The 12,804-nt window shown below is 53.4% G+C and carries 10 protein-coding genes; 3 read left to right on the forward strand and 7 right to left on the reverse strand.

What is annotated here, in order from left to right; translation table 11 throughout:
- Positions 1-14 precede the first annotated feature (14 nt).
- The gene (locus AAH450_RS05355; protein ID WP_342909254.1) at positions 15-3,176 is read left to right on the forward strand and encodes an efflux RND transporter permease subunit; all 3,162 of its coding nucleotides are present in this window, start codon (positions 15-17) and stop codon (positions 3,174-3,176) included.
- Between the two features lie 182 nt (positions 3,177-3,358).
- Here AAH450_RS05355 and AAH450_RS05360 read toward each other — a convergent pair whose 3' ends face one another.
- The 3 genes from AAH450_RS05360 to AAH450_RS05370 form a co-directional block, all read right to left on the reverse strand.
- Positions 3,359-3,841 carry an RrF2 family transcriptional regulator gene (locus AAH450_RS05360; RefSeq protein WP_318790187.1) on the reverse strand — a complete coding sequence of 161 codons (483 nt, stop codon included), beginning with the start codon at positions 3,839-3,841 and terminating at the stop codon, positions 3,359-3,361.
- Between the two features lie 183 nt (positions 3,842-4,024).
- Positions 4,025-4,639 (reverse strand): glutathione S-transferase family protein, encoded by a 615-nt coding sequence (locus AAH450_RS05365; protein WP_342909255.1) that lies wholly within the window; start codon positions 4,637-4,639, stop codon positions 4,025-4,027.
- Between the two features lie 51 nt (positions 4,640-4,690).
- The gene (locus AAH450_RS05370; protein ID WP_342909256.1) at positions 4,691-5,557 is read right to left on the reverse strand and encodes an NAD(P)-dependent oxidoreductase; all 867 of its coding nucleotides are present in this window, start codon (positions 5,555-5,557) and stop codon (positions 4,691-4,693) included.
- Positions 5,558-6,438: 881 nt separating this feature from the next.
- Between AAH450_RS05370 and AAH450_RS05375 the strand changes: the two genes are divergently transcribed.
- On the forward strand, positions 6,439-7,626 hold the full coding sequence (locus tag AAH450_RS05375; protein ID WP_342909257.1) for a sugar transporter: 1,188 nt from the start codon (positions 6,439-6,441) through the stop codon (positions 7,624-7,626).
- A gap of 169 nt (positions 7,627-7,795) precedes the next feature.
- Here AAH450_RS05375 and rhaM read toward each other — a convergent pair whose 3' ends face one another.
- The 4 genes from rhaM to rhaB are packed head-to-tail and all read right to left on the reverse strand — an operon-like array spanning position 7,796 to position 11,677.
- Positions 7,796-8,110 carry an L-rhamnose mutarotase gene (rhaM, locus tag AAH450_RS05380; RefSeq protein WP_342909258.1) on the reverse strand — a complete coding sequence of 105 codons (315 nt, stop codon included), beginning with the start codon at positions 8,108-8,110 and terminating at the stop codon, positions 7,796-7,798.
- A complete protein-coding gene (gene rhaD / locus AAH450_RS05385; protein WP_342909259.1) occupies positions 8,100-8,942 on the reverse strand; it encodes a rhamnulose-1-phosphate aldolase in 843 nt (280 codons plus the stop codon). The genes rhaM and rhaD overlap by 11 nt, the downstream gene beginning before the upstream one ends.
- 9 nt (positions 8,943-8,951) lie before the next feature.
- Positions 8,952-10,208 carry an L-rhamnose isomerase gene (locus AAH450_RS05390; RefSeq protein ID WP_342909260.1) on the reverse strand — a complete coding sequence of 419 codons (1,257 nt, stop codon included), beginning with the start codon at positions 10,206-10,208 and terminating at the stop codon, positions 8,952-8,954.
- Positions 10,205-11,677, reverse strand: a complete 1,473-nt coding sequence (gene rhaB, locus AAH450_RS05395; RefSeq protein WP_342909261.1) for a rhamnulokinase — start codon at positions 11,675-11,677, stop codon at positions 10,205-10,207. Before rhaB ends, AAH450_RS05390 begins: the two co-directional genes overlap by 4 nt.
- A 299-nt stretch (positions 11,678-11,976) precedes the next feature.
- On the opposite strand from rhaB, the gene rhaS reads away from it, so the two are divergent.
- Positions 11,977-12,804, forward strand: coding sequence for an HTH-type transcriptional activator RhaS (gene rhaS / locus AAH450_RS05400; RefSeq protein WP_342909262.1), 828 nt, complete (start codon positions 11,977-11,979; stop codon positions 12,802-12,804).

Below are 12,804 nucleotides of genomic sequence, written 5' to 3' on the forward strand. Positions count from 1 at the left end.
CTGCGGATACTGATATGGATTTTTCCAGATTTTTCATCGACCGACCGATATTTGCGGCCGTGCTGTCGATTCTGATCTTCGTCTCCGGGCTGATTGCTATTCCGTTGCTGCCAATCAGCGAATACCCGGACGTGGTACCGCCGAGCGTGCAGGTGCGGGCAGAATATCCCGGCGCTAACCCGAAGGTCATTGCAGAAACCGTGGCGACGCCGCTGGAAGAAGCAATTAACGGCGTCGAGAACATGATGTACATGAAATCGATTGCCGGTTCAGACGGCGTGCTGGTGACCACCGTTACCTTCCGTCCGGGTACCGATCCGGATCAGGCGCAGGTTCAGGTGCAAAACCGCGTTGCTCAGGCTGAAGCTCGTCTGCCGGAGGATGTCCGTCGTCAGGGCGTCACCACGCAGAAGCAGTCTCCAACCATGACGCTGGTTGTGCATCTGGACTCCCCTTCAGGCCGTTATGATTCGCTCTACCTGCGAAACTATGCGCAGCTGAAGGTGAAGGATGAGCTGGCGCGTCTGCCGGGTGTGGGCCAGGTGCAGATTTTTGGTGCCGGTGAGTACGCAATGCGTATCTGGCTGGATCCGACCAAAGTGGCCGCACGCGGTATGACGGCTGGCGATGTGGTAACCGCCATTCAGGAGCAGAACGTTCAGGTTTCTGCCGGACAGCTGGGCGCAGAGCCTATGCCCAACAAGAGTGATTTCCTGCTGTCGATCAATGCTCAGGGCCGCCTGACCAGTGAAGATGAATTTGGCAATATTATCCTTAAAAACGGCGAAGATGGACAAATTGTCCGGCTGCGCGACGTGGCCCGTATTGAGATGGGTTCGGGAAGCTATGCGCTGCGTTCCCAGTTGAATAACAAAGATGCGGTGGGGATTGGTATCTTCCAGGCACCTGGCGCGAACGCTATCGACCTCTCCAATGCTGTCCGGGCGAAAATGGCCGAGCTGGCGACCCGCTTCCCCGATGGCGTGGAGTGGAAGGCACCCTACGATCCAACCATTTTTGTACGTGATTCGATAAGTTCCGTGCTGCATACGCTGCTGGAAGCGATCCTGCTGGTGGTGCTGGTTGTGATCCTGTTCCTGCAAACCTGGCGTGCTTCCGTAATCCCACTGCTGGCGGTGCCCGTATCTGTGGTAGGAACCTTCTCAGTGCTCTACCTGCTGGGCTTCTCGCTTAACACATTAAGCCTGTTCGGGCTGGTGCTGGCGATAGGTATCGTGGTGGATGATGCGATCGTGGTGGTGGAAAACGTCGAACGAAATATCGAAGAGGGGCTGGAACCGCGCGCTGCGGCTCATCAGGCGATGCGCGAGGTATCAGGTCCGATTATCGCTATCGCGCTGGTGCTTTGTGCGGTATTTGTGCCGATGGCCTTCCTCTCTGGTGTGACTGGTCAGTTCTACAAGCAGTTTGCCGTCACCATCGCTATTTCCACCGTGATTTCGGCAATTAACTCGCTGACGCTCTCGCCTGCACTGGCGGCGTTACTGTTGAAGTCGCACGGCGCGCCAAAAGATCGTGCCACACGCATTATCGACTCCCTGTTTGGCTGGTTGTTCCGTCCGTTTAACCGGTTCTTTAACAAAAATTCTGAGCGCTATCAGGGTGGCGTCTCGCGCATCCTTAAGCGTCGCGGTGCGGTGTTTGGTGTCTATGTTCTGCTGTTGATTGGTGCAGGCGTAATGTTTAAAGCCGTTCCAGCCGGGTTTATTCCTACCCAGGACAAACTCTACCTGATCGGTGGCGTGAAGATGCCGGAAGGGTCGTCGCTGGAGCGTACCGACAGAGTGATCCGGCAGATGAGCGATATTGCACTGCATACCGAAGGCGTGGCGGATGCGATAGCTTTCCCTGGGCTGAACGCGTTGCAGTTCACCAATACGCCTAATACCGGCACGGTGTTCTTCGCGCTGAAGCCGCTGGATCAGCGTACACGTTCTGCGGCGGAAATTAATGCCGAGATCAACGCTAAACTGGCGACGATTCAGGAAGGTTTCACTTTCTCCATTATGCCACCGCCAATTTTAGGGCTGGGCCAGGGCGCAGGCTATTCACTCTATATTCAGGATCGCGCTGGTCTGGGATATGGCGCATTACAGGAAGCCGCCAATGCGATGGCGGGCACCATTATGCAAACGCCGGGCTTACACTTCCCTATCTCGACCTATCAGGCTAACGTGCCGCAGCTGGACGCGCAGGTAGACCGTGATAAAGCCAAGGCGCAGGGCGTGGCGTTAACCGATCTGTTTGGTACTTTACAAACCTATCTTGGCTCGTCTTACGTCAACGACTTCAACCGCTTTGGCCGTACCTGGAAAGTCTATGCGCAGGCTGACGGTCAGTTCCGTGACAGCATTGAAGATATCGCCAATTTGCGTACCCGTAATGCAGCCGGGGAGATGGTGCCCATTGGCAGCATGGTGCACATCGGCACCACTTATGGACCGGACCCGGTGATCCGCTACAACGGTTTTCCGGCAGCTGACCTGATTGGCGATGCGGATCCGCGCCTGCTTTCCTCTGCTGAAGCGATGCAGGCAGTGCAAGGTATTGCTGACCAGATCCTGCCAAACGGCATGAATATTCAGTGGACTGACCTGAGCTACCAACAGTCAACTCAGGGCAACGCGGCGATCATCGTCTTCCCGGTGGCCGTACTGCTGGCGTTCCTGGTACTCGCAGCGCTTTATGAAAGCTGGACGCTGCCACTGGCGGTGATCCTGATTGTGCCGATGACCATGCTCTCTGCGCTGTTTGGCGTATGGCTGACCGGGGGCGATAACAACGTGTTTGTGCAGGTTGGACTGGTGGTGTTGATGGGACTGGCCTGTAAGAATGCCATTCTGATTGTGGAATTTGCCCGCGAGCTGGAGATGCAGGGCCGCACCATTGTGCAGGCTGCGCTGGAATCCTGCCGTCTGCGTCTGCGTCCGATCGTTATGACCTCTATCGCCTTTATCGCCGGAACTGTTCCGCTAATGGTGGGTCACGGCGCAGGGGCTGAAGTTCGCACCGTGACCGGGATCACCGTATTTGCCGGGATGCTGGGTGTGACGTTGTTCGGGCTGTTCCTGACCCCGGTCTTCTATGTTGCCCTGCGTAAACTGGTGAAGAAAGAGGAGCCTGTGGTAGAGAGCAAACCCGCCTTCGAAGGCTGAGAATAAAAGAGCCTGAAGCTGGTCAACGCGTCAAAGCTGGAAACAGACAGAAAATGGGAAGCAATTTGCTTCCCATTTTTTTTGGTCGCAACCCCATTCCGACTCAGCTGCGCACACTTATTCAGGATCAAAAAAGGGCGGACAACTTTGCGTTGTCCGCCCTTTTGCGGGGATAAGCAGATTTACGTATCTGCTGCTTCGCGGGCCAGGAATGCCTCGCAGCTTCCTTCCGGATTACGGCGATCTCGCTCATAGATCTCAGTCAGCGCATCGGCTACCGTGCGTTTGGCCAGCACGTCGAGCGAAGCCTGCTCTGCTTCACGCGCCAGCTCTTTAAAGAACCAGCAGGTATTGGCGCTAACCAGACAGCGGGCCGGCACTTCCGGACGCCCTGCCAGCAGCGGCTTATCTTCCAGTACGGAAAGATAAATATCACACAATGTGATCTCTTCAGCCGGACGGCCCAGGCGAATAGTGCCGGTGCGGCCAAGCGTGGAGACAATAATGCCATCGCGGGTCAGCGGCACCATCATCTTGCGGACGAAGCTGGGGTTGGCCTCAAGGCCCATTGCCAGAATTTTGCTGGTGCTGCGTTTACCTTCCCGCTCCGCCTGGGCTACGCTGAGCACCATTTGTAAGGCTGTAGGAAAACGAATATCAAGCATGTTCAGATCCTTGCTTTTAGCTGTGCATCACCGTTTCAGCGGCGGTCTTAAAAAGCATTAAAAATCAGTCAACTAATAAAAAGAGTACCCGATTAATATAACAAATATTGTTGCTTTTTAGAAGGATCGGCTTAAGCGATTACTGCTATTCCCATTATCATTATGAAAAATATGGGATTATGGTCACAAGTCGTTGGCGGCGATGATGCGGGTAAGTTCCGCACGTTGGCGGACGTTATTCGCCATAGCGGCAATTTTTGGCGTATGTTGTTGAAACCAGGCCGCTCTGGGACGCCAGCACACTATCACCGGAAGATAAGCATCTAACAGGCTGATCCGCTCGCCAAACCAGTAAGGCCCCTCTCCTGCCTGAGTTTCCAGCCAGAGATAGAGCGATTCGCGATAGCGGTCGGTGCTCTGCGTTAATTCTGCCGGCGCCTGCTTTACCCAACGCTCAGGGTAGTCACCATAGGTGAGGGTTGCATAGACATTGGCCACCATCCAGATCAGCAGTCGATAAAACTCCTGCCGCTGCGGAGTGCCAGAGAGAGGGGCGAGCTGCGGGTTTTCATCGAGAAGGGTTAAAGCAATTGCCGCGCTCTCTGTCAGCACGATGCCATCTTCTCTCACCAGGGTAGGAACCTGACAAAGGGGATTAACTTTTTTCAGTATGTCTCGTGACGGGCCAGGCTGGTCAAAACCTTCAACATTGACCAACTGATAAGATTCACCAGCCAGAGCGAACATGATTTCTACAATGGCCGAGCCAAAGCCCGGCGCGCCATAGAGCTTTTGCATAGTTCCTCCTGAGGGAAAGGCCGGTCACTGACCGGCTATGTTTGTTTCAGCTCACTTCTCGCTCAGGTAACGATAGACTACAGAGAGGTCTTTTTCGCCATATCCGGCCTCAACTGCTTGTTGCCAGATATCAGAGATCAGCTTCAGACCGGGAAGCTCGCTGTTTTTAGCCGCCTCCAGCGCCAGATTGACATCTTTTAACGCCCAGGTCAGATGCATTTGTGGGTCGTATGTTCCCTCTTTAATCATCTCCAGCTTACCTTTCACGTAGGGAACAGCCAGCGGCCCGCCCTCCAGGACTGACCAGAGATCGTCAGGGCTGAAACCAAATTCTTTTGCCATCTGGGTGCTTTCTGACAGGCCCTGAACCATAGAGATCAGCCAGGCGTTGACCACCAGTTTCATCCTTGAAGCTTTACCCGCTTCGCCCAGCCATTTTGTTCCTTTTGAAATAGCCGCAAAGATAGTTTCAGCATCAGCAGCACGCTCACGATCGCCACTGGCGAGGATCACAATCTGGGCATTTTCAGCGGGTGTTTTTGTGCCTGACACCGGCGCATCAAGGAACACTACGTCCGGACGTTGCTGCTGAAAAGCGGCGATCAATTTCTCCGTAGCTTCCACACCAATGGTGCCCATCTGCACCACGATAGCGCCCTGCTTCAAAGCGCTTTGCGCGTTAGCCAGTACCGTTTCAGTGGTTTCAGCATCTGCCAGCATCGCTATCACGACATCGGCCTGTTTCACCGCTTCTTCAGGGCTGTCGGCCAGCTTCAGACCTGCGCTTATTAAATCTTCACCGCGGGATTTGGTGCGGTTCCAGCCAGAAGTCGTAAAGCCTTTTTTAACTAAATTAGCAGCAAAGGCATGGCCCATTGCGCCCAATCCCAATACAGCAACAGAGGGACGTTGAGTCATCTCATCTCATCCTTATGGTTAGCTAAGAGAGGCTACTTTTCAGCAGCCTGTACCCTTCCAGGGTAGCGCAATCTTCGAAGAAATAGTTAGCTACAGTGAAAAATCTGCAATGAATTGGTAAGGGGGTATTACTGCGTCACAAAGGCAAAGAGAGATTCGCTCTGCGGGTTTACTGGTCCAGCGGGAACGCTGGCGCCGGTGGTCTGGCTTATGTTTCATCTTCGGGACTATTCAGCAACCTTCGCCGCTGTCTTTAGAGGAGTGTGATGACCTGCCAGCCCCAAAAGATGCCTTAACCTCGCTTCGTTACACAGTAATGCAAGCGCGATGGCCGTCCGGGTTTTGCTGGAGGCTTAGATCGCTCTGCCCTGTTCCAGCCCTGAAAGTTATAAAGTGGCTCTGATTTTCACGCCTTCCACAGAGTGGATGCTGAAGTTTTGCTGGTCGTCAGATCGGTAATGACCCACAGATCGTTGGCAATACAACCCGACTGTTAACCCATTCTGTTTAATATTTTCTCACTCAACTTCTGGCGACCTTCTCTGGCGGCTGTTTTAAAAGCGCGACTCATGCACTTCAGGCATAAGGCGGCCTTTAATCATTCACCTTCCCAGCGGCTGAGTTTTATATTGGCTGGAACATTCATTAAATCTGTCTATACTCATCAGCCGGCAGGTTACCTTGTAAAAATGGGTTTATCTCAGCATAAATAACCTGTCAGTAAGGGGAAGAAGTGGTGATAAATGTTCAGTTTGTCTGATTTACAAAAAAGAGCATTTTTTCGATTTCTTCTCTCCGTTAAATAAAACACACTATGCGCTCTTTAATCTGGATTCCGCCCGCGGTGGAATTAACTTTCTACCAACAAGTCGTTAACTTCCATGCAATCAATTAATACCGTTTCACGCAAAACGGCATGGCTACGCGTTGTCATGTTAGCCATCGCTGCGTTTATTTTTAACACTACTGAATTCGCTCCGGTAGGTCTGCTGTCAGACATAGCGGCCAGTTTTTCCATGCATACTGCCCAGGTTGGGCTGATGCTGACTATTTATGCCTGGGTTGTGGCGCTGCTCTCTCTGCCAATGATGCTGTTAACGCGTCAGGTTGAGCGGCGGTTCCTGCTGATTGCGATCTTCTCGCTGTTTGTGGGCAGCCACGTGCTGTCAACTTTTGCATGGAGTTTCAATATCCTGGTACTCTCCCGTATCGGTATTGCGCTCTCTCATGCCATTTTCTGGTCTATCACCGCTTCCCTGGCCATTCGCGTTGCTCCTGCCGGTAAAAAAACGCAGGCATTAAGCATGCTGGCCACCGGCACCGCCCTGGCCATGGTGCTGGGTTTACCCATTGGGCGCCTGATTGGTCAGTATCTGGGCTGGAGAATAACCTTTGGCGTGATAGGCGGCGTGGCTTTGATAACCATGCTTTGCCTGGCGAAATTACTGCCTAAGTTGCCAAGTGAACACACCGGCTCTTTAAAAAGCGTGCCGATGTTATTCAAGCGCCCTGCTTTGGTTTCGCTCTATTTACTGATTGCGGTGGTGGTAACAGCACATTATACCGCCTACAGCTATATTGAACCCTTTATTCAGAGTGTCGCGTCAATGGGTGGTAATTTCACCACCTTCCTGCTGCTGATATTTGGCGCTGCCGGAATTGTGGGTAGCGTGCTCTTTAGTACGTTAGGCAATAAATTCCCGGCAACATTTTTGCTGGGAACTATCGCATTAATTACGATCTGTATGCTCTCTTTGTATGTTGCCGTTACGCAGACCCTGGCTATTTCTACGCTCTGTATTATCTGGGGCATGTCGATGATGATTATCGGCCTGGCCGTTCAGGTTCGCGTACTGGCTCTGGCACCAGACGCTACGGACGTAGCCATGTCGCTGCTTTCGGGGATTTATAATCTGGGTATTGGCGGCGGAGCGCTGCTGGGTAATCAGGTGAGTATACATCTGGGCATGCAGAATATAGGTTATGCCGGTGGGGCTATCGGCCTGCTCTCGCTTGCCTGGTGTGCCTGGAGCATGCGTCGTTATCCTCAGCTACGGATTAATGGATAAGCAGATAGCAGATAGCAGATAGCAGATAGCAGATAGCAGATAGCAGATAAACAGATAAACAGATAAACAGATAAACAGATAAACAGATAAACAGATAAACAGATAAACAGATAACAGATCGTGTTCGATAAAACAGCACAGGGGCTAAGCAATTAGCCCCTGTGAATTTTTATTCCAGATAAAAAACGGGGAGCAGTTCAGCACTGATCGGGCTGTGATCGGGATTAGATGGCATCAGGGCGCTCATCGATTGCCACCATCGCTGGCAGACCTCCGTTTTTGCCACAGCATTCCATTGCTCTTCTGACTCAATCTCAACCACGGCAAACAGCAGGTTACGCGGCGCATCCAGAAAAATAGAATAATGGTGCGCACCGTGCTCCTTCAGCGTCTGTGCCAGTTCTGGCCAGATGGGATTGTGCCGCTGCTGATACTCCTGATGTTTGTCCGGATAAACCTGCATAACAAAAGCTTTACGCAACATGAGGATGTCTTGCCTCCAGTGCAGCCTGCCACGGTTTTACACCAAAGCGCTCACCCAGGGCGATCAGCTCCTGAGTAGTGATGCTCTGCTTCATTCCGCCCATTGACAGGACTTTAACCACCACCTCAGATGACTTTTCAGCGGTATCGATCAGACCAAATGTCTCATCCAGCGTTGGCCCGGCACCAAATATGCCGTGGAAAGGCCACATCACCAGACTGTGCGAAGCCATCTGTTCAGCGGTTTTCTCGCCAATCCCGTCGGTGCCCGGCACCATCCAGGGAACAATCCCCACGCCATCCGGGAAGACGACCAGACACTCTGTGCTGCCTTCCCACAGCAGGCGGGTAAAGGAGGCTGAATCAAGATCAACCACATAGCTGAGGGACATAAAATTGGTCGCATGGCAGTGCATAATCACACGGTCGGCGCCCTGCGTAACCTGCATACGCACGCTGTGAGACTGAAAATGCGAGGCGAGTTCAGAGGTAGGCAGCCCGCCGTTGGTTAAGCCCCAGTAAATGCTGTAAGCCCGACCATCCTCACTGACCCGCAGAAGCACCAGACTGTCAGCAGGATCGAGCTGAACGTTACGGAAAAATTTCCCTGAGCCTGTCACCAGGAACCAGCAGTTAGCGAGCGCCGGGGCGGGTTGGGTCAGCTCTACCGTACGGGGTTGAAAATAGAAGTCTTGTGCGAAGGGTTGCACCTCTTCATCCAGCAGACGCAGGCTGACATTGCCGCCATTGCGCTCATCCCAGCCTTTTAACCACATATCGCTGGTCGCTTTGACCATTCCCTGTACAAACCAGGCATTCAGAATATTTTGCATGTTACGTCCTTAACGTTTGCTGAGAACTTGTTGTTCATAATGACGGACAGCGTCTAACCAGCCAGCTCCGGCCGGGACATCGTGACGCAGGCAGTAGGCTTCCCAGACGGCCTGCCACGGCAGAGATTTCTGCTCTTCAAGCAGTGCCAGACGGCTGGTGTAGTCCCCTTCCAGCTCCAGTTTTTTCAACTGATCTACCGGTTCCAGCAGAGCACGCAACAGCGCTTTTTTCGCATTGCGGGTGCCAATAACCCAGGCCGCGATGCGGTTGATGGAGGCATCAAAGAAGTCCAGACCAATGTGCACCTTGTCAAAGAGCTTCTGACGGACGATTTCGTTGGCGATGGCTTGCGTCTCATCATCCAGAATCACAACGTGATCGCTGTCCCAGCGAACCGGCCGACTGACATGCAGCAGCAGCCGCGGGACGTAAAGCATCGCCGTGGAGATTTTGTCTGAAATCACTTCGGTTGGATGGAAATGCCCTGCATCCAGGGTCAGTGCAGTCTGGCGGCTGCTGGCATAGCCCAGACAAAATTCATTAGAGCCTACGGTATAGCTCTCGGCACCGATGCCAAACAGTTTGCTTTCTACTGCATCAATATGGTGGGCCGGGTTGAGTTTCTCTTTGATAATTTCATCCAGCGAATTCATCAGACGCTGGCGTGGGCCGAAACGATCGACGGTCTGATCTTTCATGCCATCCGGAACCCAGATATTCATGATTGAGGGGGTGCCGAGGGCTTCACCAAACGAGGCGGAGATTTTGCGGCTCGCTTTACAGTGCTCAATCCAGAACTGGCGGACTTCCGCATCTGCATGCGCCAGGGTAAAACCGTCCTCACTCAGTGGATGAGAGAAACAGGTAGGATTGAAATCCAGCCCCAGCCCATTCTTTTTGGCCCATTCGACCCACTGACTGAAGTGGGCAGGCTTGATCTCTGTACGCTCGACGGGGCTGTCGCTTTCCAGATAGATAGCGTGAAGGTTAAGGCGCTTCGGCCCAGGGATCAGCGCCATCGCCTGATCCAGATCGGCCCGCAGTTCTGCGGCTGTACTCGCCTTTCCGGGGTAATTGCCCGTTGCCTGAATACCGCCAGTTAATGCGCCCTGTGGGTTCTCAAACCCTTTAACATCATCCCCCTGCCAGCAGTGCATGGAAATGGGCAGCTTATCCAACTGCGCCATTGCAGCGTTGACGTCAATACCGATATCAGCAAAGCGCTGCTTAGCCAGCTGAAATGCCTGTTCGATTGCTCGGGTCATATACATAGCTCCTTAGCCTGGTGTGTCAGTGACTGAAAGCGCGGCCAACTGCGGCGATACGCGTCACTGGCGTGAGGGGTATAGGTTTTTAAAGTGAAATTTTGTTTAATCAGCTGCCTGAAGTGCGCCACATCCCGCACCTCTCCGCTGGCTATCAACTGACTGCCAATATTACCCAGCGTGGAAGCCTCTACCGGGCCGGCAATAACCGGAATACCGCAGGCATCAGCGCAAAGTTGATTGAGTAAAGGGTTCTGGCAACCGCCGCCGACGATATGCAGCCAGCTAAACGCTGCCCCCCGCAGATCCTGCAACTCATGCAAGACCTGACGGTAAAAGAGCGCAAGGCTGTCAAATATGCAGCGGGCAAGTGCAGCAGGCGTGGCGGGTGCAGGCATACCCTGCCCGACACAGGCATCCTGAATTTCCCGCACCATATTCACCGGGTTAATAAAACGGTCATCGTTAGGGTTGATCAACGAGCGACAGACAGGCTGCTTTTCAGCTTCTTCAACCAGTCCACAGAGATCTTCTATTGAGAGTTCTTTGCAAACCCGCTGGAGCAGCCAGAGTCCCATGATATTTTTCAGTACGCGATAGCGCCCTTCAGCCCCGCCTTCATTGGTGATATTCATTGCCAGCGCGGCGTCGTTAGCAAAGGGTTCGGCACTTTCGAAGCCCATCAGTGACCAGGTTCCTGAGCTGAGCCAGGCTGCATTGGTTCCGGCCACCGGAGCGGCGAGCACGGCACTTGCCGTATCATGGGTGGCAACGGCAATGACCGGCACCGGGTCGCCTTTGGCGGATATCCATTCCCCCACGTGATGTCCCGGTTGCGTAGGTTGGCCAAACCAGCTTGCCCTGGCGCCCGCCCACGCCAGCAGCGTTTCATCCCACTCTCCGCTGCGTAAATTCAGCAGTTGGGTGGTGGTGGCGTTGGTGTATTCCCAGTTCAGTTTGCCGGTCAGACGATAATGGAAATAATCTGGGATCAGCAACGCATGCCCGACCTCAGCCAGCCACTCAGGTTCAGCGCTGGTCATTGCGCGCAGCTGATAGAGCGTATTAAACGGCAGAAACTGAATTCCCGTGCGCTGATAAATGGATTCACGCGAGAGTTGCGCGCAGGCTTGCTGCATAATCCCCTGCGTACGGCCATCCCGATAGGAGACGGGCAGACCTAACCGCTTCCCCTGCTTGTCCAGCAGTACGTAATCCACGCCCCACGTATCAATCCCGATACTGTCCGGCACAATACCCTGCTGATCCAGCTTATTAAGCGAACTGAGGATAAAGTGTTCCAGTGCGTCTAAATCCCAGCACTGACGGCCCTCCACGGCGATTAATTGATTCACGCAGCGGGCAATCTCTTCCAACTGAAGATGGCCTGTTTCACTGTTAAAACGTGCCAGCATTACGCGGCCGCTGGAGGCTCCCAGGTCGATGGCTACACAATTTCGCATGCTCATAGCATTGGCTTCCTGTCAGTTCGGTAGCCATAGTCTAAGAGTCTGAGGATCCTACACCTTCCCCTAATTGCCAGCTGCCGTTCAGCCCTGGCAACAAGGCAAAGATGAACGTGAATCAGCTCACAAAATCGGTTATCGCTCTCGCCGGGCGCCGATGTGACATGCCGCGCAATTCTGCTATTCCTCTGGCCTCATCTTGAAAAATGAGCCTGATTGCCACGAAATAGGGTCGAAAATTCAAGGTGCGCCCACCTCACCCGGCAGTAGACTCCGTCGATACCTGGCAATGAGGACAGATCATGACCGTTTTACACAGTGTTGATTTTTTCCCCAGCGGCGGACGGCCGATAGCCATTGAGCCTCGCGCACCTCAGGGAGCGTTTCCGGAACATCATCATGAAGATTTTCATGAAATTGTGATTGTGGAACAGGGAGCTGGCGTTCATATCTTTAACGGTGAGCCAAGGCCGCTTTGTGGCGGCTGCGTCTGCTTTGTCCGGGATCATGACCGCCATATGTATGAGAATACTGAGGGACTGATCCTGACTAATGTGCTCTATCGCGGGCCGGAGGCCTTTCGGTTTGTCACCGGTTTTCAGCATCTGCTGCCGCAGGAGCGTGAAGGCGGTTACCCTTCTCACTGGCGCGTGGGCAGCAAAGTGCTGTCGCAGGCCAAAAAACTGATTGATGAGATCCAACTCCCTGCCTGTCCCCCCTGCCTTGAAAGCCAGGCAGAACAGGAGATGCGCTTTATGCAGCTGCTGGTGCTGCTGCGCCGTGGTTGCAGCGAGCTGCCGGCAGACGATCAGGACGGGCGGATGCGAGGGTTACTTAACTGGCTCTCAGAGCATTTTAATGAAGAAATTGACTGGGAAGTGCTGGCGGCGCGGTTTTCACTTTCGCTTCGTACGCTGCACCGACAGTTGAAGCAGCAAACCGGGAGCACACCGCAACGTTACCTCAACCGGTTACGGCTGCTTCAGGCCCGCCATCTGCTGCGACACAGCGAGATGCGCATAACCGATATCGCTTTCCAGTGCGGTTTTGGTGACAGCAATCACTTTTCTACACTCTTTAAGCGCGAATTTGGTATCTCTCCGCGTACCATCAGGCAAAATGACCTGTGA

Source organism: Erwinia magellanica, from assembly GCF_039023495.1.
Classification (GTDB): Bacteria; Pseudomonadota; Gammaproteobacteria; order Enterobacterales; family Enterobacteriaceae; genus Erwinia.